Consider the following 21,956-nt stretch of genomic DNA (forward strand, 5'->3'; position numbering starts at 1 on the left):
GTTTCGTTGTTAAAGAGCGGGTCCTGCACCTGCGTCGCTTTCGCTTCGCATCTGCTACTGTGTCAGCAGCAGAGAAACGAGATTATGAAGGCTTTTTTTCACGCTGTCAAATCGATTCGTTTTCGTTTCGATCTGAACGCTTCATCACCTCACAGCCACCAGGTCACCCCAGTCGCTGCCTCGGTCATTCGGGATATCAGGGTTAACCCTAACCTCACCAACTGCCGAGCCCGAAATATTAACACACTTTTTAAACTCGGTGCAACTAGATCTCAAATAATCATCGTCGCGGGAATTTACTGCGTTACCACTTCGGCCCCACCGCTTGATCCCGTCTCAACCGAAACTGCGTTTCGTCTGAATTCGCGTTCAAGCAGCGAAGGAGCGAGACTATAGCACATGACAATTGCGTGACGCAAACAGGACGAATTAACGAGTCTAATCATCCTATCGGCAGGATCATTCAGCCCTCTTTATATACGCATGGTGCCTGATATACAGCCAAATACAGTCAAGCACCCTCATCAAGTTGAGCCCCCCGTCCCTGCGCTCCCTATATCTGTGTATAGATAAATGACGACACACCGTAGAGGCGGCCGCGGCTGCCCGTAGGGTCGCCTCATCGAGTCTCTATATATAACGGCAGCAGGATCGCATCGATACTCCGGGCCTGCCGCGCTCCGTATCAAGACCATAACCAGAAAGCCCGACGATTCTCGTCCAATCGACGCGTGGCTTCGGCTTCGCCCAGCAACGACTCTGGAACGCCGATGTCGCGCAATACGTCAGTGTCCAGTTCGCTCAGGGCAACAACCGTTTGTTTTCTAGCGCGGCGAATCAGAAAGGCTCGCCACCAGGCGGTCCAAAACCCTGCGGCGCGGGTCATGCGCGGCACAGCCACAGCGCGGAGCGAAGCGGTTAGTTGGGGGGTTGCAGTGTTTGCAGCAGAGAGTATTCCCGGCGATTCCATATGTGTCTCCCAAGTGGATGTCCCACACTGGTTAGCGTAAAAGCACAATGGCGCGCTGTGAATCGCATTGTTCTACCCACATTGGTCGGTTATGCTTACCAGCATGAGCCGATTGCCTTTGAACACCCTGCCCGCTTTCCGCGCCGTGGCCGAATTGCAGAATCTGCGTGCCGCCGCGGAGCGGCTGCACCTGAGCCACAGCGCGGTCAGTCAGCAGATTCGTGTGCTGGAGGAACAACTGGGATTTACGCTGTTTGATCGCCAAGGGCGGCGCGTGACCCTGAACTGCGCAGGCCGGGCACTGCTATGCAGCGTGCAAAGCGCCTTGGCGCAGCTGGATGACGGCGTGATGGCAGCGGCGTCTTTTGCCCAGGGCGCTGACCAGCATCTGCGCGTGTCGGTATTGCCGTCTTTTGCACAGCGATGGCTATTGCCACGAATGGCTCGTTGGCGCCAGCGCCATCCCAATTTGACGTTGGAAATCGAGACGTCCCAGCAGTTGGCCGACCTGCAGCGCGACGGCTTTCATGCCGCGCTGCGCTCAGGACGAGGCCCTTGGCCAGGTGTGATGTCGGAGCCGCTTTTCGATATTCCGATGCCACTCATTGTGTTGGCAGCCCCTGCCACCGTAGACCAATTAGCCGATTTGCGTCCGGAAACGCTGGCGCGTCAGCCGTTGCTGGGGGACAAGGAACTGTGGCGGCAATGGTTCGCGGCGGCAGGATTGACCGCAAATGTCACGCCGGTGGCCTCGTTCAACGATGTCGGCATGATGCTGGAGGCCGTCGAACAGGGGTTTGGGCTGGCACTGGGCCGTGAGCTGCTGGCGGTCGATGCCTTGCGGGCGGGCAGGTTGGTGAAAGTATCACCGGTAAGTATAGATTTCGAGCCTGCGGAGACTTATCACCTGGTGTATCCCCCCGGGTTGAGAGATTGGCTGCCGTTGTCCGCTTTAAGGCAATGGATACGTGATGAACTGGAGCGATCACGCGACATGCTGATCGCTAGCCACACGGAAAATGCCCCAAATGCCACTGAGGCGTCCCGGCCACCCTCTGTATCCTGATCGGATTCACGGGTGTCGTTCTGGACCAACTGGTGCATCCAAACAGGTTTTGTTGCACCAGACACCCGATACGCTTGCTATGCTGCATCGTTATTACTGGATGCGCGAGGTTCGCCCATCATGATGCAGTTCCCGCGCGGCTCACGCGCCTGCTGGACCCGCCTGCTGGCGGCAATGACGATATGGCTCTGGTTGGGGGTCGCCGGATTGGCGGCCGCGCAACCAGAGGGACCGCCCAGTGCCGCCGACGCGGAAACTGCGCTGACCGACGCTCGCAAGCAGATCGACCAGATCCGGGAACGGTTGGAAGACGGCGGCGAAGACGCGCAACTCGTGCGCTGGCGCAATGATGTGCTGGATATCCAGTCGCGTGCCAATACCTTGGCCGAGGCCCTGACTCCGCAATTGGCCGCGGTGACTGCCAGGCTGTCAGAGCTGGGCCAGCCGCCTGAGGGGACGCGCGAAGCGCCAGATGTCGCGGCGCAGCGCACACAGCTGCAACAAGACAACCGGAAGCTGGACTCGCAAACCAAGCTGGCGCGTTTGCTTGCGGTAGAGGCGGCGCAGACTGCCGAGCAGATATCTACGTTGCGGCGCACAGAGTTTCAAGCCCGGCTGGGAGAGCGCCGCGACTCGATTGTGGGGGATACGTTCTGGAAGGAGCTACGCAGCGATCTGCCCCGCGACTGGAGGCGCCTCACTGAGCGGAGTCAAGAATTGCGGGAGGCTGTCACCAGCACTCAGGGCGCTATCTGGCTCGTGCTGGCAGTGGCCATTGGTATCACGCTGCTATTGCGCGTGGCCTTTAGCCGATTGTTGTTGCGACTGACCGCCACACGCGTCCCGCCCGGCCGATTGCGCCGATCGTTCCTGGCCATCTGCATTGTGATCCTGGCCTCGGCAACCCCGGGCGTCATCGCCGCCCTGCTGTATGCCGGGGTGACCTGGAATGCCGGGCTGTCCGACGATACGCGCGATTTGTTGAGCAGCCTGGTGGCAGTCGTATGCTTTGGCGGCTGTGTGGCAGGGCTGGGTCATGCTTTGCTTTCGCCCGAACGGTCCAGCTGGCGCTTGCCATCGATTCACGATGATGTAGCGCAAGGTCTGCGCCATTTACCGACTCTGCTCGGCATATTGGTCGTAGTGATCTGGCTGTGTGACGAGCTGCCGATCTTATTGAACGCCAGCTTGACCACGACGATTTTGGCGACGTCGATAGCCGCCCTGGCGTTGATAGCCACGTTGGCATGGGGGCTGCGACGCAGCACTCGGTTGCGCAAACAGTTGGAGCACGGCGCCGACGATCAGCCCCTACCGCCTCGCCCGTTCTGGCTCTCGATATTCATAGGCATCACGTGGGCGATTCTGGCATGCAGCGTCGTGAGCCTGCTTGCCGGGTATGTCGCGTTCGGCAGTTTTGTCGTCAAGCAAGTATTGTGGACGCTGGCAATTCTGTGTTTTGCATATCTGCTGTCGATCCTGATCACCGATGGTTTCAGCACGCTGTTGGCGCCCGCGCCGGACAGCGAAGACGACGCGCGCAAACGACTGCGTGGCCAGGCGGCCGTGCTATTGGCTGGAATCGGAAGAGTGACGGTGGGCTTGCTGGCCGCCACGCTGCTGCTGGCGCCATTTGGCGAAGGACCATCGGATCTGCTGCACCGGATGAACCAACTGCTCACCGGGTTGCAAATCGGCGAGGTGCACTTGCGTCCCGGCGCGTTGATGCAGGGTTTGCTCGTGCTCGCGTTTTGTCTGTTGGGCGTGCGCGTGCTCAAGCGTTGGCTGGCGAATCGATATCTGCCCACGACAGAGCTAGATCCGGGCATGCAGTTATCAGCCGCGACCTTGTTTGGATATGCGGGCGTGGTGCTGGCGGTTGCGCTGTCGTTATCGGCGTTAGGGATCGGCCTGGAACGCGTCGCGTGGATTGCCAGTGCGTTGTCGGTGGGGATCGGTTTCGGGCTGCAGGCGGTGGTACAGAATTTTGTGTCGGGCCTCATTCTGTTGGCTGAACGGCCGGTCAAAGTCGGAGACTGGGTATCGCTCGGCGGGGTCGAGGGCGATATTTTGCGCATCAATGTGCGTGCGACGGAAATACAAATGGCGGATCGGTCCACCGTGATCGTGCCGAACTCAGAGTTCGTGACGAAAACGGTACGTAATGTGACGCATGACAATCCGTTGGGCTTGGTGCAAGTGAAGCTGCCCATGCCGCTGGATGCGGATGTAGAGCGTGTGCGCGACGTCATGCTGGAGGCATTCGCTGCGAACGAAGGGGTGCTGGACACTCCCGCCCCCAATGTCTATCTGGAAGGCATTGAGAACGGGCATTTGCTGTTTAACGCACGCGGATATGTCAGCACGCCACGCAATGCGTATAGCGTACGCAGTGCGTTGTTATATGACGTGCTGCAACGTTTGGCGAATGCGAAATTGCCATTGTCTACGCCGTCGACGATGATGCTGGCGCCTGCGCCGGCGCNGGCGCCTACGGCAGGATCAGAGCCCGCCGCGGCATCTGCTGAGGTGCAAAGCACCGAGGATCCGGAACCACCTAAACCTGCCGCATCCGCCGAATCGAAAACACAGCCGTGAACGCAACGTGGCACGCATCCGTGCCACGCCTCGGTCTGTGTTCTCGATCTATGTCAATAGCGCCTGAGTCACGGGAATCAACAATCCCAATCCCGCAATCATCAATAGCACGAAGACCAGGCGCTTGACCATTTTCACCGAGTCTTTGGAGGCATAGCGCCGCACGAGCCACGTCAAGATGACGACAACAGGCAAAGCCTCCAGGCCCATCCATAGGGACGACACGCTCAGGCTGCCGTTGGCCGCGACCAAAGACAGGCGCACCACTGCGTTGGCTGCAAACAAGACCAGCAGACTGTTCCGTATCACGGACAAGGGCAAGGGCTGTCGATAAAGGAGATACACCATAGGCGGCCCGGCGCTGGAGAACAGGCCGCCCAGTACGCCGGCCACCAAGCCATATGAGATGAAGGAGGCTCGCGGTGAGACCTGCTCCAATGGCCGGCTGCGGGCGATCAACATGACGGCGCAGGCCAGAATGGTCAAGCCCAAAAGGCCACGCAGCAACAATACGGCGCTGCCGCTGATCCATTCCAGCGCAAAGACGCCGAACGCCACCCCGACCAGGCTGGCGATCAATGGCGTGCGAATCAAAGACCAGTCCAATTTTGCACGCGTGCCACTCAGCGCCACCACGGCATTGACCAGCGTCAGCATGTTCACTACGTTGGACATCTCGGGCAACGGTGCCAAAGACAACAGCCCTGTCAGCCCGAGCAAGACCAGGCCGAAGGCAAAACCTGTCATGGTCTGGGCATAGGTGGCCAAGGCCACGCAACCCAGGAACAATAGATGATCAACCAGCGTCATGTATCGATGAGTATGTACGCCATAGCGAAGCGCTGCCACGGCATATCGTTATCGTTTGCTCCGCACACGGCTCGCATAAACGTTTAAAGACAAGCCGCCCAACACCAGGGCGGCCGCGATGATTTTCCAGGCGGGTAGTGCTTCGCCAAGCAGCACTGCCGACGACAGAATACCGAAGACCGGCACCAATAACGCCAACGGCGTGACGGTAACAGCGGGATGGCGCGCCAATAACCACCCCCAAGCGCCAAATCCGAACACGGTATTGCCCACGCCTTGCCACAGTGCAGCCAACCACCCCCAGCCACTGGCATGCGTCAAGGCGCCGATCACATTCGCGGGCCCGTCTATCAGCAGACTGATGATCAGCAAAGGAATGATGGCAAAGAGCGAACTCCAGGCGGTAAAGGCCACCATATTGACTCTGCCCGCACCACGCATGACCATGTTGGTACATGCCCAGCAGAATGCGGCAGCCAATACCAAGCCCAAGCCAAGCAGCGTGACGGCGGCAGCCGGGTCAGTTGCACTGCGCCATGCGACGACCGCATAACCGCTCGTTGCCAACACGAGCGCCGCGATTTGCAATGGCCGCGCGCGTTCCCCTGTCATGATCATCGACATGATGATGGTGAAGAACACTTGCGCTTGCACGACCAGGGAGGCCAAGCCTGGCGAGATGTCCTGGCGCATCGCCCAATAAACCAGGCCAAACTGCCCTACACCCAACAACAGGCCAGCGCGCACCAGCATGTTCCACGGCACTGCCGGGCGGCGGAATACGAATATCCAGGGCAGCGCCGACAGCAAAAATCGCAATGCCGCAAAGAGGAATGCGGGAAACTCCGCCAACCCCCATTTGATGACCACGAAGTTCGTCCCCCAAATGAAGACGACGGACAACGCCAACAACAAATGTGAAAGTGGCATGAGCAGTGCGGCCAGTACCGGGCAGAAATGTCAGGACAAAGGCGGCATCATACGCCTGTATGCGGACACGCCATCAACGCACCGCAAGACTGACAACCTGCTGAATACAAGCTCAGCCCGGTACAGGGTGTTCGGCTAGTTCGCCGACGACGGTAGTCCATGAACGTACCCGCCATTGTTTGATCAGACCTGCTTTCACATACGGGTCCGCTTTGGCAAACGCTTCGGCCACGGCGGGGGAATCGGCTTTGAATAACAACACCGCCTGATCAGCAGGATCGGCCAAAGCGCCGGCCACTACCAACTCACCGCGGGCTACGGCTGCGCGCGCCAATGCCAGGTGCTCGTCGCGAAATGCGCCGCGCCGCTCGAGATAATCGGGGACCAGGTCGTAAAACATCAGATAATGCATGGCACGCTCCTGCGCTAAAGTCACTAGGTAGCTTGATCATACCTGCCGTGAGTTTTGTTCGTCTCGCTTATCAGTTGTCCACTACATCAAGGAAGAAATCCAGATGATCCAGGAAATCGCCAGTATTCTCGTTACCGCCGGGCACGAGGCTCAGTTCGAAGCCGGCGTGGCACAAGCCAAGCCGCTGTTTCTGCGTGCCAAGGGCTGCCATGGCATGGCACTGCATCGATCGATAGAAAATCCCCAGCAATACACGTTGGTCGTGGACTGGGAAACGGTCGAAAATCACATGGTCGATTTTCGGGAGTCCGCCGACTTTCAAGAATGGCGCAAGCTGGTCGGTCCGCATTTCGCGCAACCGCCGCAAGTGCATCATGAGGCCAAAGTGCTGTAAGAACTGCTCGTCGCACTGAAGGTTCGGTCATCGTTGACCGAACCTTGTCAGGTATCGGAAGGAGACGCGGCGGTTTGCTTGGCGCCTGCGGCTTCCGCGTTGGCCAATTGCACGGCAAGTGCAATCGCATCGGCCAGGAACGGCGAGTGATCGTCTTTCCGATAGCTGAGGATAACGGGGGACACGAAAGTATTGGCGTCGATAGGCACATGCGCGATGTCCGCGCGATGCAAACGATGTACCGACGCAGGTACGACAGTCACTCCCAGGCCTGCCGCCACCAGGCCGATCGCAGTCTGCAGTTCGTTGGCCTCCTGGACGACACGCGGGGTGTGGCCCGCCGCGCGGAACAAGCCAAGCACGTGATCCGCATAATTGGGTCGCGGACGCGCCGGATAGAGCACAAAAGGTTGCTCGGCAAGCTCTGCAATGCCTACGCGCCGGCGCCGCGCCAAGGGGTGCCGCAATGGCAGCGCCGCCACTAAGGGCTCGGCCATCAGCACACGGCGTTCGATCGCGGGGTCATCAAGCAGAATACGGCCAATCCCTACATCGATGCGTCCAGCCTTGAGCGCCTCGAGCTGGGGCAAGGTCGTCATCTCAGCCAAGCCGACTTCAATGCGCGGGTCGGCCTCACGCAAACGTCGGATCAGTTCCGGCACGAAGCCATACAGCGTAGACGGCACAAAGCCGATGCCGAACCACCCACGTTCGTGCCGTCCAAGGCGGCGGGTGCCTTGCACAATTTCGTCAAGACGCGCCGTCAACTGCAGCGACTGTTCCAGCAAAAACCGGCCAGCCTCGGTCAATTTCAGCGCACGCGAACCACGCTCTATCAAAGTGACGCCTAGCTCGTCTTCGAGTTGACGAATCTGCCGGCTGAGCGGCGGTTGAGCGATATGCAATCGGACCGCCGCTCGTGTGAAACTGCCTTCCTGCGCAACCGCCTGGAAATAGCGTAAGTGCCGGAGTTCCATAAAACGCATACCTTTCAGGTATAGAAAGCAACCAATATAGTCTTGGACCCGCGAAAAATCGAGCGGCATACTTCGGCTACGCCGAAAAGCACTTGTTTCAGGTATGGCAATCACGGCAATGAACGCTATCGCGATAATCATCGCGGACCTGGAGTGCTCTGCAACACCAAGGAGACATTCAGTCATGCATCGCCGATTTTTAAAGCCGCTGGCCGCGCTCTGCGCGGCGGGCGCGTTGTCGGGAGCCGTCGCGGCTGCCCACGCCGAGTATCCCGAACGTCCGATAACGTGGGTGGTGCCATTCCCGCCCGGCGGAGCGATGGACAATATTGCCCGGACATTGGGCGAAGCCATGGGCCGGCAACTGAACACCTCGTTCGTGGTCGAGAACCGCGCAGGTGCGGGCGGAAATATCGGCGCAGCGATGGTGTCGCGCGCCAAGCCCGACGGCTATACGATCATGATCGCGGCCAATGGCATGGCGGTCAATCCGGCACTGTACGACAACCTGAATTACGACCCACAAGCGGATTTTGCGCCCATTTCGTTGCTGGCTATCGTGCCCAATGTGCTCGTCACCAACCCGCAGCGCGTTGACAGCAAGAGCATTGCCGATGTCATCGCCAAAGCCAAGGAGCAGCCTGGTCACTACACCTTTGCCTCAGCCGGCGTCGGCACGTCGATTCATCTGGCTGGCGAGCTTTTCGTGTCGATGGCGGGAATCGACATGCTGCATGTGCCCTACAAGGGCAGCGGCCCCGCCGTAGCGGATCTGCTGGGCGGCCAGGTGGACTATATGTTCGACAGTGTGACGTCGGCCAAACCGCATATCATGTCGGGCAAATTGAAAGCCTTGGCGGTCACGACGGCCAAACGCTCGTCGGCGCTGCCTGACGTCCCCACCGTAGCGGAGGCCGGATTGCCGGGTTACGAGTTGACGCCTTGGTTCGCGGCTTTCGCACCGGCCGGCACCCCGCCGGAGATTGTCGCAAAACTCAACGCTGCAATGCGCCAGGCCCTGAGCGATGCCAAAGTGAAGACCACAATGGATACCATCGGAGTCGAACCTATTGGCGGCACGCCCGAAGAGTTGAAGACTTATTTGGCTAAAGAGACCATCCAGGGCAAAAAGCTCGTGCAAGAGCGCAATATAAAGCTGCAATAGTCCTATTGCGCGCGTCGGGCCGCGNGCGACGGGCGTGGCCAGCGGCCCGACACGCGGCATGCCCCCAGAGACAATATGGATTTGAAATCCATACTGAATCAATCAAGTCTTATATAAGATATAAGACACTTGCCCCCACCCCCTCCAGCCTCTACAATCGGCCTCGAAGACCCTTCCCGCAACCCGATTTTTATGCAGGCCTATTCATGCTGGAAACGTACCGTCAACATGTTGCCGAGCGCGCTGCGCTGGGCATCCCTCCGCTGCCGCTGTCGGCTCAACAAACTGCCGACCTGATCGAGCTCCTGAAAAACCCGCCCGCAGGCGAAGCAGACAATCTGCTGGATCTGCTGACCCACCGCGTGCCCGCCGGCGTGGATGATGCCGCCAAGGTCAAGGCATCCTATCTGGCCGCTGTCGCGCTGGGCAAAGAATCGTGTGCCCTGATCAGCCGGGCCAAAGCAACCGAATTGTTGGGCACCATGTTGGGTGGCTACAACATCGGCCCGCTGATCGAATTGCTGGACGATGCCGAGGTCGGCACCATCGCTGCCGACGCGCTGAAGAAAACCCTGTTGATGTTTGACGCGTTCCATGACGTCAAAGAAAAGGCCGACAAGGGCAATGCCAACGCCAAAGCCGTGCTGCAAAGCTGGGCCGATGCGGAATGGTTCACCAGCCGCCCCGCGCTGCCCGAGAGCCTGACCATCACGGTATTCAAGGTCCCCGGCGAAACCAACACCGACGATCTGTCGCCCGCCCCTGACGCCACGACGCGCCCGGATATTCCGATGCACGCGCTGGCCATGCTGAAGAACAAGCGCGATGGCGCAGCGTTCCAGCCCGAGGAAGACGGCAAACGCGGTCCGGTGCAATTCATCGAATCGCTGAAGGAAAAAGGCCATCTGGTCGCCTATGTGGGTGACGTGGTCGGCACCGGTTCTTCGCGTAAATCCGCCACCAACTCGGTGCTGTGGTTCACGGGCGAAGACATCCCGTTCGTGCCCAACAAGCGTTTTGGCGGTGTGTGCCTGGGCAGCAAGATTGCTCCCATTTTCTACAACACCATGGAAGACGCGGGCGCCCTGCCGATCGAGCTGGACGTGTCCAAGATGGAAATGGGCGACGTGGTGGAACTGCGCCCCTACGAGGGCAAGGCCCTGAAAGACGGCCAAGTCATTTCCGAATTCCAAGTCAAGTCCGATGTGCTGTTTGACGAAGTACGCGCCGGCGGCCGTATTCCGCTGATCATCGGCCGCGGCCTGACGGCCAAGGCGCGCGAAGCACTGGGCCTGCCTCCCTCGACGCTGTTCCGTCTGCCGAAGAATCCGGTTGATTCGGGCAAGGGTTTCACGCTGGCCCAGAAGATGGTCGGCCGCGCCTGCGGTCTGCCCGAAGGCCAAGGCGTGCGCCCGAATACCTACTGCGAACCCCGCATGACGTCGGTGGGCAGCCAGGACACGACCGGCCCCATGACCCGCGACGAGTTGAAAGACCTGGCTTGCCTGGGCTTTTCTGCGGATCTGGTCATGCAATCGTTCTGCCACACGGCAGCCTATCCGAAGCCTGTGGACGTCAAGACGCACCACACGCTGCCCCAGTTCATCAGCACGCGTGGCGGTATTTCGCTGCGCCCGGGCGATGGCGTGATCCACTCGTGGCTCAACCGCATGTTGCTGCCTGACACGGTGGGCACGGGCGGCGACTCGCACACCCGTTTCCCGATCGGGATTTCTTTCCCCGCCGGCTCGGGCCTGGTGGCGTTCGCTGCCGCGACGGGCGTGATGCCGCTGGATATGCCGGAATCGGTGCTAGTGCGTTTCAAGGGCAAGATGCAGCCCGGCGTGACGCTGCGCGATCTGGTGAATGCGATTCCGCTGTACGCCATCAAGCAAGGCTTGTTGACCGTGGCCAAGCAAGGCAAGAAGAACATCTTCTCCGGCCGCATCCTGGAAATCGAAGGTCTGCCCGACCTGAAAGTGGAACAGGCTTTCGAACTGTCGGACGCCTCGGCCGAACGTTCGGCCGCCGGCTGCTCGGTGCGCTTGAACAAAGAACCGATCATCGAGTACATCAACAGCAACATCGTGATGCTGAAGTGGATGATCGCCAATGGCTACGAAGACGAGCGCTCGCTGGGCCGCCGTATCAAGGCCATGGAAGCCTGGCTGGCTGATCCCAAGCTGCTGGAACCGGATGCCGACGCCGAATACGCCGCGGTGATCGAGATCGATCTGGCCGACGTGCATGAACCGATCGTGGCTTGCCCGAACGACCCGGACGACGTCAAGACCTTGTCTGAAGTCGCCGGGGCCAAGATCGACGAAGTGTTCATCGGCAGCTGCATGACCAACATCGGCCACTTCCGTGCGGCATCCAAGCTGCTCGAAGGCAAGCGCGATATTCCGGTCAAGCTGTGGGTGGCTCCGCCGACGAAGATGGACGCGCAACAACTGACCGAAGAAGGCCACTACGGCGTGTTCGGTACGGCTGGTGCCCGTACGGAAATGCCGGGATGCTCGCTGTGCATGGGTAACCAGGCCCAGGTGCGCGAAGGCGCGACGGTGATGTCGACGAGCACGCGTAATTTCCCGAACCGTCTGGGCAAGAACACGAATGTGTATCTGGGCTCGGCTGAGTTGGCTGCGATCTGCTCGCGTCTGGGTCGCATCCCGACCAAGGACGAGTACATGGCGGATATGGGCGTCATCAACAAGAGCGGCGACCAGATCTATCAGTACTTGAACTTCGACAAGATCGATGATTACAAGGATGTGGCTGCGGTGATTGAGGTGTAACTCGGTCGCTATCGACTGCAGTCGTAGGTGGAACGGCCCCGGGATTTTTCCCGGGGCCGTTTTGTTTTATGAGACGGGCCGGCTCGGGCTGAAAAATGAAAGATTGCTTAACTTCGATATCATCACGATAATAAAAGAGATTCTTATTGCTATTCCCTGAAAACCTCCCTATTCCTATGCCTACCTTCGCCTTCCGGGCGCGGCCAGCAGGTCGCATCCGTCTCAAACCGCTCAGCATTGCTTTACATACCGCATTATCAGCAGGAGTGCTCACTGGAGCGCCGGCTTGGTCTCAAACTGTACAAGGCAGCGTCACCACGCTGGAAGAAACGACAGTTACGGGCGAATCCAGTGTTTCTGCGCCGACCTCCGTAGAGTACGCAGGCGGGCAAGTGGCGCGAGGCGGGCAGTTGGGGGTGCTGGGCAATATCGACAATATGGACGCGCCTTTTGTGGTCACCAGCTATACGTCCAAGCTGATTGAGGATCAACAGGCGCGCACGTTGGGCGATGTTGTCAAGAATGATTCCTCGGTACAAGTGGGGAATGGCTTTGGGAATTCGGCCGAAACGTTTTCTATCCGTGGCTTTGCGCTGAACAATGACGATTTGTCATTCAACGGTCTGTACGGCATTTTGCCGCGTCAAGTGTTACCGACCCAGATGGTAGAGCGGGTCGAAATCCTGAAAGGGGCAAATGCTTTCTTGAACGGGGCCGCGCCGGGCGGCTCGGGATTGGGAGGCTCTATCAACATCCAGCCCAAGCGAGCCGGGGTGGATCCGTTGACCCGGGCGACGATCGATTACACCAGTGATTCTCGGGTGGGTGGCAGCGTCGATATTGGGCGACGCTGGGGCGAAAACCAGGAATTCGGTATCCGGGTCAATGCCGCCCATCGCGATGGCGACACCGACGTCGACGATGCAGGCGAGCGCATGACAGTGGGCACCGTGGGCCTGGATTATCTGGGCGAAAAGCTACGGGTGTCGTTGGACGCGGGCTATCAAAAATATCGTTATTCGCAACCACGCCCCACGATCAGGCTCAGCGGCCCCGATGTGCCGTCTCCGCCATCCAATAGCACGAACTACGGACAACCGTGGACGTACAGCGAATTGGAAAGCACGTATGGCGTGCTTCGCGCGGAATATGACCTCACCAGCAACTGGATGGGTTATGCAGCCATCGGTACCAGCCACGATCGCGAGAACGGCGATTATGGTCAGCCTATTGTTGACGGCGATGGCAAGGGGACTGTGGGTCGATTGACTGTGCCGTACACGCGCGACTCGGTCAGCGGCGAAATTGGCATGCGCGGAAAATTCCAGACCGGGCCAGTCGGCCATTTGGTGAATATTGGGGTGTCCAGGCTGCAGACGCGCGTCAGACAAGCGTGGGAGACGAGCGCCCGCAGCCCGATCGACATTTATGATCCCGAGTACTTTGATCGTCCGCCTACGACGTTTGTGGGCGGTGACATGGACGATCCGCACGCCAGCAGCCGTACCGATTTGACCAGCTTTGCGTTGTCGGATCAGTTGTCGTTCCTGGATGATCGCGTCTTTCTGACGCTCGGCGTACGACGTCAAACGATCAAAGACAAACTCTACGACACCAATGGTGTCCACACCACGACTTATGATGAATCAGTGTGGACGCCTGCTTACGGCTTGGTCGTCCGTCCGTGGGAAGAGGTGTCGTTTTATGTGAACCACATCGAAGGGTTGAGCAAAGGCGATTCCGCACCGTCTGGCGCCGTCAATTTTGGCGACACGCTCGCTCCTTATCGCACTAAACAGACGGAAGCCGGCGTCAAGTTTGATTTCGGCGATATAGGCGGAAATATCGGTGTTTTCCAGATCGAGAAGCCCGAAGCCTATACAAACTCGGATCTCGTATTTGGTATCGCCGGCTCGCAGCGCAATCGCGGGCTCGAGATGAATATCTACGGCGAGCCGATGAAAGGCGTACGGCTGTTGGGCGGGATAACCTTCATGGACCCCGAGCTGCGAGGCACGGCCGGCGCCGAGCAAGACGGAAATGACGCGATCGGTGTCCCTCGTTACCAGGCGATAATGGGCGCGGAATGGGATGTGCCCGCACTCACCGGTTTGACGTTGCAGGCCTATGTTCAACGCCGCGGGTCGCAGTATGTCAATATCGATAACACCGGCAAAATACCGGCATGGACCCGAATCGATTTGGGGGCTCGTTATGCGGCCAAGATCGATGGCCATAACGTAGTATGGCGTGCTGGCGTAGATAACGTCACTGACAAAAAGTATTGGTCCACGGTAGGAAACTCCTTTGGCCAGCTCACTCACGGCACGGGTCGCGTCTATAAGCTGTCGATGTCCGTCGACTTCTGAACAAGCCCGAATATCGGCACCGGGGCCCATAACGCTTAGAATGCCGCCATCCCCTGAACAAGGAACCGGCAATGAAATTAGGGCCACTGGCGCTGACCCTGTTGGCAATCATGTTGGGCGGCTGCGCGACGACGCCGCCGTCCAACCCCGAAAACCTCTGCGAAATTTTTCGTGAAAAGCCCAGTTGGCGGCGTGCGGCGGAAGATATGCGCGAGAAATGGGGGGTGCCGGTGCAGGTGCCCTTTGCCATGATGTACCAGGAGTCGAGCTTTCGGCACGACGCCCTGCCCCCTCGCTATTATTTCCTTGGCTTTATTCCCTGGGGCCGCGTCAGCTCGGCGTACGGCTATGCGCAAGCCAAAGACGAGACCTGGGCGGACTATAAACGTGAAGCCGGAGGCTGGACGTCGAGCCGGGACGATCTGGCGGACTCGTTGGACTTCATGGGCTGGTACATCAGCAAGTCTCAGCGTCTGAATGGCGTATCGAAATGGGACGCCTACGGTCAGTATCTGAATTATCACGAAGGCTGGACGGGTTATCGCAACCGCAGTTATGAAAGCAAAGCATGGCTAAAACGGGTCGCTCGGCTGGTCCAGGCACGAGCCGAGCGATTTGGAGCACAGTATCGCAATTGCGAAAAAGGCTGATAACCCGGCGTGATCGGCACCAATTTAATGCCAACTGCCTATGCCACGCGGCCTGTCATAGGCAGGCACCTCTGATCCGTCATACTGCGAAGTGTTAGGGTAGAGGTTGGCCGCGCCTGCAACGCTGCCACCATCCATAAGGAAGCAGCATGTATTTTGACTCCACCCTCTGGGCGATGACGCGCGGTGTACGGTTGCGGATGTTGGTGTGTGCCCTGTTGGGGCTCTTGGGGCTGACAGCGGGCATTGCGCGCTTTGCGCTGTTGGGAAAATTCCTGGCGGAATTGTTTGCCGGCGCGAGCGGCACGGCGCTTTGGTGGCCCCTGGCTGGCGCGGCACTGGCAATCGTGCTGCGCGGCGGCTTTGAGCACGCGTTGAATTTGCTGGCCAATCGCAATGCGGCGCTGATTCAGAATAATCTGCGCGCTCAGCTTTACGACAAGATTGTGGAGTTGGGACCGGCCTGGTTCGGCGGCCAGCGCACGGGCGGCGTCATGCTGGCCGTGATCGACGGAGTAGAACAACTGCAGACTTTTTTTGGGCGCTATCTGCCGCAATTATTTATTGCGGCCTGCGCTCCTATCGTGATTTTTGCGTTCATCGCCTGGTGGGATTGGCCGGTAGCATCGGTATTGTTGGTGGCGGCGCTGATCACGTTGGTCCTGCCCCTGGCAGCACACCGCAGCCACAAAGATGCCTCGCGTCAACGGGCCCGCGCATTCAAGGCGTTTGGTGAAGAGTTTCTGGATGCGATGCAGGGGCTGCCTACGCTCAAGGCCTTTGGCCAGAGCCGTTTGTGGGGCGAGCGCCTGGCGCAGCGCGCGCGGGCGCTGTCGGATAACACGTTCAAGGTACTGGGACGCGAGGTCTCGGCCCGCTTTGCGACAGATATCGGAATCACGGTCGGTGCGGCGGCGGCCTTGGCACTGGGCGCCTGGCGCGTGGCCGAAGGTCAGATGGAGCTGGCGGCGCTGCTGGTGGTGTTGATGGCCGGAACGGAAATTTTCCGTCCGCTGCGCGATATGCGCGCGGTGCTGCACAATGGGCTGATGGGACAGTCGGCGGCGGCCAGCGTGCGTGCGCTGTTGGACGCGACGACGTCGGCGCCGCAAGGAGCATCCCTTGGTGGGTCGTTGTCATCAACGACGAGCAGGCCACAGACCGATCACACGGATGCCCAACGATCTGCCATGTCATCATCCAGGCAGCGAGGTGGCTTGGCCATTGCCTTTCGACAAGTCGCGTTTTCTTATCCCGGCGGGCGGCAGATCACGCATCAAGGCATGGATTTCGAGATTCGTCCTGGTGAGCGCGTGGGAATCGTCGGGCCCAGCGGGTCTGGCAAATCGACCTTGGTGCGCCTTTTGCTGCGTCTGCATGATCCTCAATCGGGTGTCATCGAGATAGATGGCCGTGATCTGCGCACGCTGAATCCCGAGACCGTGCGGGCCAGCATTTCGTTGGTAGCACAGGACAGCACGCTGTTTCACGGCACAGTGGAGGAAAATCTGTTGATGGCGCGCCCCGATGCCACGCCGGACCAAATCCTCGCGGCAACAATGGCGGCCAATGCGCACGCATTTATTTCGGCGTTGCCGCAGGGCTATCAGACGGTCTTGGGAGAGCGCGGTACGCAATTGTCCGGGGGACAACGCCAGCGGCTGACCATTGCCCGCGCTTTGTTGCGCGATACGCCGATTTTGATTCTGGATGAGGCCCTGTCATCGGTGGATGCCGAAAATGAGGCCGAGATTCAGCAAGCCTTGGACCGGCTCAGCCGCGGCCGCACGACGCTGGTGCTGGCGCATCGATTGTCCAGCGTGATTGGCGCAGATCGTATCCTGGTGCTGGATGGTGGACGCATTGCAGAAACAGGCACTCACGAGACCTTGATGGCGGGCGATACGCTGTATCGCCAATTGATGGGAGGGCAACAGGACTCACTGCATGCGGCGCCAGGGGAGTCCCGGGGGGAATTGGCGGACAGCGTACAGAGCCCATTGATGTCACTGCCGCAAACAGCAGGCACTCTCGGCACTAGAAGCGACGGTATCCTCGCCGGTGACGCCACGGCGGCCTCGGCCGGCGACGATCACAAGCGCCCTGCCCCCGCCTCGTTAGATACCGAGGCACGGGACATCACGACACGTCAGGTGCTGCAAACCTTGACGGAAATCATCCGCCCTTGGAAAAAACAATTTGCCATCACCGTCGGCAGTGGCATCGGGCGGGTGGCAGCCTTTATCGGCGTGTCGGTGCTGGGCGCGCTCGTCATTGCCCGGCTGAAAAATGGCGAGCCGTTCGATGGTTTGCTGATCGGGCTCTTTGCCGCGGCCATCGCGGCGGCCGCGCTGCATTGGATCGAGTCCTGGCTCGCCCACGCGATCGCCTATCAGCTACTGGCGGAAATGCGGATATCGCTGTATCAAAAACTCGAGTCGCTGGCCCCTGCGTATCTATTGCGCCGCCGTTCTGGGGATTTGGTCGGCCTGGCCACACAGGATGTTGAAACGGTCGAGTATTTCTATGCGCACACGGTGGCGCCCGCATTTGTTGCCATATTGGTACCTGTCATTGTCTTGGCCATCCTGGGGGTCGCCGCCTGGCCGTTGATGTTGGCGTTGCTGCCCTTTTTGCTATGGGCCGGGCTGTCGCCCTGGCTCAATCGCGCTCGCGTAGACGCACAGGGCAGCCGCGCCAGGCAGGCGCTGGGATTGCTGAGCGCGCATCTCGCAGAGACCATCCAGGGGCTGTCCGATCTGGTGGCCTTTTCCGCGACGGGGCGCCGACGTAACGCCTTTTTGACGATCTGCCAGGATTACCAACGCGTGCGATTGACACTGCTGGCCGACTTGTCGCGGCAAAGCGCCCTGTTGGAGATCGCAACGGGCCTGGGCGGCCTGGCCGTGGCGACGGCAGGCGCCTGGTGGGTCACGCAAGGCGCGCTGGCGGCCGGTCTGCTGCCGTTACTGATGTTGCTGTCGGTGGCCGCCTTTCTACCCGTATCCGAGATCGCGCAGGTCAGCCGCCAGTTGGCGGATACGCTGGCCTCTACGCGGCGCTTGCGCACGATTCACGACGAGCCGGTACCTGTCATAGACGGCCCGCTTGCACCTCCCCTGACGGGCAAGGGTCTGCCGTTAGCGTTTGAGAATGTCACATTCACCTATCCGGGCCGGCAGCAACCGGCCCTGCGCGGCGTATCGCTTTCGTTACCAGCAGGAGCGACACTGGCGCTGGTCGGCCCGTCGGGCGCCGGGAAAAGCACCTTGGCAAGCCTGTTGCTGCGGTTCTGGGATCCGCAGGAAGGTGCGGTGCGCATCGGAGAAGAACGCTTGCCGGAACTGACCTTGGATGCGTTGTACAGCCGTATCGCACTGGTGGCCCAGGACACCTGGTTGCTCAACGGTACGCTGGAAGACAACATCCGCCTGGCCCGCCCCCATGCCAGCCAGGACGAATTGAATCAGGCTGTGGCACGCGCTGCGCTGTCGGATTTTGTCGCCGGCCTGCCTGAGGGTCTGCAAACTCCTGTAGGCGAACGCGGCGTGGCGTTGTCGGGCGGCCAACGCCAGCGCATCGCCATTGCGCGGGCATTCTTGCGCGACGCTCCGATTCTGATTCTGGACGAAGCCACGTCGCATCTGGATGCCATCAGTGAAGCCCAGGTGCACCAGGCCTTGGCCGAGTTGATGCGCCATCGCACCACCCTGATCATTGCGCATCGCCTGTCGACCATACGCCAAGCCGATACCATTGCTGTGGTAGCTGGCGGACGAATAGTGGAGTCGGGCACGCACGATGCGTTGCTGCAACAAGGTGGCGCTTATGCAAATCTGGTCAACCGGCAAATGCAGGCGGCGCGACAATGACGCTGATCGTGCCGGTTCTCTCGCTGGTCGAAACCCATGACAAATTGTCTGAAAACAGCGAGAACTTTGTGTCACCCCTATAGTCTTATATAAGACATAAGACTAAAATAAGCAACATAGCGATGTCTCTGCATCACATGACAAACGCGCCAAAAGGCCAGAAAATGGCAGCTTTACGCGGTCCCACACCCACGGAGTCCCATCATGCCGCACAACACGTTTAATACCCTCAAGAATTTCAAGATCGGCGACAAATCCTGTCAGTTCTATTCCCTGCCGGCCCTGGGCAAGGCGCTGGGAGTCGACGTGCAGCGTCTGCCGGTCTCGATTCGCATCGTGCTCGAATCAGTACTGCGCAACTGTGACGGCCAAAAGGTCACCGAAGACCACATCAAGCAGTTGGCCAACTGGCAGGCCAACGCCAAACGCGAAGACGAAATCCCCTTTGTCGTAGCACGTGTCGTGCTGCAGGATTTCACCGGCGTGCCGCTGTTGGCCGATATCGCCGCCATGCGTTCGGTCGCCGAGAAAATGGGCAAGAACCCCAAAAGCATCGAGCCCCTGGTCCCGGTCGACCTGGTCGTCGACCACTCGGTCATGATCGATTATTTCGGCACGAAAGATGCGTTAGACCTAAATATGAAGCTGGAATTCAAGCGCAACCAAGAGCGCTACCAGTTCATGAAATGGGGCATGCAGGCATTCGATACCTTTGGCGTGGTGCCTCCGGGCTTTGGGATCGTTCACCAGGTCAACCTGGAATATCTGGCTCGCGGCGTCCATAAGAAAGACAACGTCTATTACCCCGACTCGCTGGTGGGCACCGATAGCCACACCACAATGATCAACGGGATCGGCGTGGTCGGCTGGGGCGTAGGCGGCATTGAGGCCGAGGCTGGCATGCTGGGCCAACCTGTCTATATCCTGACGCCCGACGTGGTGGGTGTCGAGCTCAAAGGCCAGTTGCGCGGCGGCGTGACCGCAACCGACCTGGTACTGACCATTACGGAAATGCTGCGTCGCGAAAAGGTCGTCGGCAAGTTCGTGGAATTCTGCGGCCCGGGTACGGCCAGTCTGTCGGTGGCAGAGCGCGCCACGATCGGCAACATGGCGCCGGAGTATGGCGCCACGATGGGCTTTTTCCCGGTAGACGAGCGCACCATCGATTATTTCCGTGGCACGGGCCGCACGCCCGAGGAAATCGCGGCGTTCGAGGCTTATTTCAAGGCTCAAAAGATGTTCGGCGTTCCCAAGGCCAAGGACATCAACTACACCAAGCTGCTGACGCTGGACCTGTCCACGGTCACCCCCTCGCTGGCCGGCCCGAAACGTCCGCAAGACCGGATCGAAATCGGCAACGTCAAGACCACGTTTAGCGACCTGTTTTCCAAGCCGACCGCAGAAAACGGCTTTAACCAGCCGGCAGAAAAGCTGGATCAGGTCTTCACCACCAGCACGGGCACACAGATCAAGAATGGCGACATTCTGATCGCCGCCATTACCTCCTGCACCAACACGTCCAACCCCAGCGTGCTGCTGGCGGCCGGCCTGCTGGCGAAAAAGGCCGTCAAGGCCGGCTTGACGGTGCCCAAGCACATCAAGACCTCGCTGGCCCCCGGATCCCGCGTAGTCACGGAATACCTGACCAAAACCGGCCTGCTGCCCTATCTGGAACAACTGGGCTTTGACATTGCCGCCTATGGTTGCACCACGTGTATCGGCAACGCGGGCGATCTGACGCCGGATTTGAACGAAGCCATTCTCGGCAACGACCTGGTCTGCGCAGCAGTGCTGTCGGGCAACCGCAACTTCGAAGCGCGGATTCACCCGAACATCAAGGCCAATTTCCTGGCCTCTCCCCCTCTGGTCGTCGCCTATGCCTTGGCAGGCACGATCACGCGCGATCTGATGACCGAGCCGGTGGGCAGGGGCAAAAAGGGCGACGTGTGGCTGGGCGACATTTGGCCCACCACCGAAGAAGTCGACGCGCTGCTCAAATATGCGCTGAACCCCAAGGCTTTCCGCACCAACTACGGCCAGGTCAAGACCAATCCGGGCGACTTGTGGGAAAACATCAAGGGCGTGACGGGCGAAACGTACAACTGGCCTGACTCTACCTATATCGCCGAGCCGCCTTTCTTTGAGGGCTTTGGTATGGTGCCGGGCGCGATCCCGACCGTCCAGGGGGCACGCGCGCTGGGTATCTTTGGCGACTCGGTGACGACCGACCACATCTCTCCGGCTGGCTCGATCAAGGAAACCTCGCCCGCCGGCAAATGGCTCAAAGAACACGGCGTGATGAAGGCCGACTTCAATAGCTACGGCTCGCGTCGCGGCAATCATGAAATCATGATGCGCGGCACCTTTGCCAATGTGCGGATCAAGAACCTGATGATCCCGACCTTGCCCGATGGCAGCCGAGTCGAAGGGGGGGAAACGTTGTTCCAGCCCACCGGCGAACAGATGTCCATCTATGATGCCGCGATGAAATATGTCGCGCAGGGCACCTCCACGGTGGTATTCGGCGGCGAAGAATACGGCACGGGCTCGTCGCGCGACTGGGCGGCCAAGGGCACTCAGTTGCTGGGCGTCAAGGCCGTGGTGGCTCGTAGCTTCGAACGTATCCACCGCAGCAACCTGGTGGGAATGGGCGTTCTGCCGCTGCAATTCAAGGGCGATGACAGCGTTGTCTCGTTGGGCATCACGGGCACCGAGACCTTTGATATCTCGGGCCTGGAAAACGGTATCAAGCCCATGCAAGACGTCACGCTGACGATCCACCGCGCCGACGGCTCCAAGCAAGACGTGCAGGTCCTGCTGCGTATTGATACTCCCATCGAGGTCGATTACTACCAACACGGCGGCATTCTGCCCTTCGTGCTGCGTCAGTTGTTGGCCGCCTGACGGGCGTCCCAGTATCCCGGGGCGACTGATGCCGCCGGGAG

The 21,956-nt window shown here is 59.6% G+C and carries 15 protein-coding genes; 10 read left to right on the top strand and 5 right to left on the bottom strand.

Annotated elements, in window-relative coordinates; translation table 11 throughout:
• The coding region (locus ACNA0I_RS18445; protein ID WP_415807482.1) for a hypothetical protein at positions 1-206 on the top strand (206 nt) is incomplete at its 5' end.
• A gap of 479 nt (positions 207-685) precedes the next feature.
• Here ACNA0I_RS18445 and ACNA0I_RS18450 read toward each other — a convergent pair.
• Positions 686-886, bottom strand: coding sequence for a hypothetical protein (locus ACNA0I_RS18450; RefSeq protein WP_415807483.1), 201 nt, complete (start codon positions 884-886; stop codon positions 686-688).
• Positions 887-1,061: 175 nt separating this feature from the next.
• Between ACNA0I_RS18450 and ACNA0I_RS18455 the strand changes: the two genes are divergently transcribed.
• Positions 1,062-2,036, top strand: coding sequence for a LysR substrate-binding domain-containing protein (locus ACNA0I_RS18455; RefSeq protein WP_415807484.1), 975 nt, complete (start codon positions 1,062-1,064; stop codon positions 2,034-2,036).
• A 120-nt stretch (positions 2,037-2,156) separates the two neighbouring features.
• On the top strand, positions 2,157-4,521 hold a 2,365-nt coding region (locus ACNA0I_RS18460), incomplete at its 3' end, for a DUF3772 domain-containing protein (protein ID WP_415807486.1).
• 161 nt (positions 4,522-4,682) lie between these two features.
• Here the strand turns inward: ACNA0I_RS18460 and ACNA0I_RS18465 are convergent.
• The 3 genes from ACNA0I_RS18465 to ACNA0I_RS18475 form a co-directional block, all read right to left on the bottom strand.
• Entirely contained in the window at positions 4,683-5,444 is a 762-nt protein-coding gene (locus ACNA0I_RS18465; RefSeq protein WP_415807600.1) for a TSUP family transporter, read from the bottom strand.
• Between the two features lie 48 nt (positions 5,445-5,492).
• Positions 5,493-6,374, bottom strand: a complete 882-nt coding sequence (locus ACNA0I_RS18470; RefSeq protein ID WP_415807487.1) for an EamA family transporter — start codon at positions 6,372-6,374, stop codon at positions 5,493-5,495.
• Between the two features lie 112 nt (positions 6,375-6,486).
• Positions 6,487-6,786 carry a YciI-like protein gene (locus tag ACNA0I_RS18475; protein ID WP_415807488.1) on the bottom strand — a complete coding sequence of 100 codons (300 nt, stop codon included), beginning with the start codon at positions 6,784-6,786 and terminating at the stop codon, positions 6,487-6,489.
• A 103-nt stretch (positions 6,787-6,889) separates the two neighbouring features.
• On the opposite strand from ACNA0I_RS18475, the gene ACNA0I_RS18480 reads away from it, so the two are divergent.
• A complete protein-coding gene (locus ACNA0I_RS18480) occupies positions 6,890-7,180 on the top strand; it encodes an antibiotic biosynthesis monooxygenase family protein (protein ID WP_415807490.1) in 291 nt (96 codons plus the stop codon).
• 47 nt (positions 7,181-7,227) lie between these two features.
• Here the strand turns inward: ACNA0I_RS18480 and ACNA0I_RS18485 are convergent, their stop codons facing one another.
• Complete coding sequence (locus ACNA0I_RS18485) at positions 7,228-8,157, bottom strand: LysR family transcriptional regulator (RefSeq protein WP_415807491.1); 930 nt, start codon at positions 8,155-8,157, stop codon at positions 7,228-7,230.
• A 184-nt stretch (positions 8,158-8,341) separates the two neighbouring features.
• Here ACNA0I_RS18485 and ACNA0I_RS18490 point away from each other — a divergent pair, with 184 nt between their 5' ends.
• The 6 genes from ACNA0I_RS18490 (at position 8,342) to acnA (ending at position 21,915) form a co-directional block, all read left to right on the top strand.
• Positions 8,342-9,322: a tripartite tricarboxylate transporter substrate binding protein gene (locus ACNA0I_RS18490; protein WP_415807492.1), complete on the top strand. Its 981-nt coding sequence runs from the start codon at positions 8,342-8,344 to the stop codon at positions 9,320-9,322.
• Positions 9,323-9,528: 206 nt separating this feature from the next.
• Positions 9,529-12,120, top strand: a complete 2,592-nt coding sequence (acnB, locus tag ACNA0I_RS18495; protein ID WP_415807493.1) for a bifunctional aconitate hydratase 2/2-methylisocitrate dehydratase — start codon at positions 9,529-9,531, stop codon at positions 12,118-12,120.
• 176 nt (positions 12,121-12,296) lie between these two features.
• Positions 12,297-14,489, top strand: coding sequence for a TonB-dependent receptor (locus ACNA0I_RS18500; RefSeq protein WP_415807494.1), 2,193 nt, complete (start codon positions 12,297-12,299; stop codon positions 14,487-14,489).
• Positions 14,490-14,560: 71 nt separating this feature from the next.
• Positions 14,561-15,139 (top strand): transglycosylase SLT domain-containing protein, encoded by a 579-nt coding sequence (locus tag ACNA0I_RS18505; RefSeq protein WP_415807495.1) that lies wholly within the window; start codon positions 14,561-14,563, stop codon positions 15,137-15,139.
• 149 nt (positions 15,140-15,288) lie between these two features.
• Positions 15,289-19,011 (top strand): ABC transporter ATP-binding protein/permease, encoded by a 3,723-nt coding sequence (locus ACNA0I_RS18510; RefSeq protein WP_415807496.1) that lies wholly within the window; start codon positions 15,289-15,291, stop codon positions 19,009-19,011.
• A gap of 204 nt (positions 19,012-19,215) precedes the next feature.
• Positions 19,216-21,915 (top strand): aconitate hydratase AcnA, encoded by a 2,700-nt coding sequence (acnA, locus tag ACNA0I_RS18515; RefSeq protein ID WP_415807497.1) that lies wholly within the window; start codon positions 19,216-19,218, stop codon positions 21,913-21,915.
• Positions 21,916-21,956 lie beyond the last annotated feature (41 nt).

Origin of the sequence: Bordetella muralis (assembly GCF_965139205.1) — a bacterium.
Lineage (GTDB): Bacteria > Pseudomonadota > Gammaproteobacteria > Burkholderiales > Burkholderiaceae_B > Bordetella_A > Bordetella_A muralis.

Bases quoted from the DNA above. Each gene is read 5' to 3' on its own strand.
- ACNA0I_RS18470 (WP_415807487.1), bottom strand. From the start codon at position 6,374: ATGCCACTTTCACATTTGTTGTTGGCGTTGTCCGTCGTCTTCATTTGG.
- ACNA0I_RS18490 (WP_415807492.1), top strand. From the start codon at position 8,342: ATGCATCGCCGATTTTTAAAGCCGCTGGCCGCGCTCTGCGCGGCGGGC.
- ACNA0I_RS18505 (WP_415807495.1), top strand. From the start codon at position 14,561: ATGAAATTAGGGCCACTGGCGCTGACCCTGTTGGCAATCATGTTGGGC.
- ACNA0I_RS18500 (WP_415807494.1), top strand. From the start codon at position 12,297: ATGCCTACCTTCGCCTTCCGGGCGCGGCCAGCAGGTCGCATCCGTCTC.
- ACNA0I_RS18485 (WP_415807491.1), bottom strand. From the start codon at position 8,157: ATGGAACTCCGGCACTTACGCTATTTCCAGGCGGTTGCGCAGGAAGGC.
- ACNA0I_RS18450 (WP_415807483.1), bottom strand. From the start codon at position 886: ATGACCCGCGCCGCAGGGTTTTGGACCGCCTGGTGGCGAGCCTTTCTG.
- ACNA0I_RS18475 (WP_415807488.1), bottom strand. From the start codon at position 6,786: ATGCATTATCTGATGTTTTACGACCTGGTCCCCGATTATCTCGAGCGG.
- ACNA0I_RS18510 (WP_415807496.1), top strand. From the start codon at position 15,289: ATGTATTTTGACTCCACCCTCTGGGCGATGACGCGCGGTGTACGGTTG.
- acnB (WP_415807493.1), top strand. From the start codon at position 9,529: ATGCTGGAAACGTACCGTCAACATGTTGCCGAGCGCGCTGCGCTGGGC.
- ACNA0I_RS18455 (WP_415807484.1), top strand. From the start codon at position 1,062: ATGCTTACCAGCATGAGCCGATTGCCTTTGAACACCCTGCCCGCTTTC.
- ACNA0I_RS18465 (WP_415807600.1), bottom strand. From the start codon at position 5,444: ATGACGCTGGTTGATCATCTATTGTTCCTGGGTTGCGTGGCCTTGGCC.
- acnA (WP_415807497.1), top strand. From the start codon at position 19,216: ATGCCGCACAACACGTTTAATACCCTCAAGAATTTCAAGATCGGCGAC.
- ACNA0I_RS18480 (WP_415807490.1), top strand. From the start codon at position 6,890: ATGATCCAGGAAATCGCCAGTATTCTCGTTACCGCCGGGCACGAGGCT.